1 protein-coding gene is annotated in these 417 nt (G+C 62.6%); it reads right to left on the minus strand.

The genetic code is table 11. From position 1 onward, the window contains the following. Positions 1-417: cyclic nucleotide-binding domain-containing protein (locus tag GPA27_RS28570; RefSeq protein ID WP_505606757.1), on the minus strand; the 417-nt coding region annotated here is incomplete at both ends.

Below are 417 nucleotides of genomic sequence, written 5' to 3' on the forward strand. Positions count from 1 at the left end.
GGCCACCATCGTGCCCATTTGCGATAGCTCGACATACAGATAGCGGGTGGTCAGCAGGCTCAGCGTCCGGCTGGCCAAACAATGGCTGCGCCACGCATCCAGCTGGATTCGCCATGCCTGGCCTGCCCCCGAAACCACCGCATCAAAGGCCGAGGCCGTCACCCCAAGCCCTGCGCTGGCACCCAACATGCCCTCAAAGCCGATCTGTCCGGCCTCGAAGTGCCGCGCGCCCTCCAGGTTGGAGAGCAAAGAGATCATGCTGTTGGTGGGAAAGTACACATGGCTGAGTCGTTCACCCGCTCGCCCCAATACTTGCTGGCTTTCCAGTTCGACCCACTCGGCAACGGACAGCAGGCGCGACCGCTCTGTAGGCCGCAAAAGGGCCAGCAGTCGGTTCGCGAGGGATTGGTCGATGTG

Source organism: Aromatoleum toluolicum (assembly GCF_012911005.2).
Classification (GTDB): domain Bacteria; phylum Pseudomonadota; class Gammaproteobacteria; order Burkholderiales; family Rhodocyclaceae; genus Aromatoleum; species Aromatoleum toluolicum.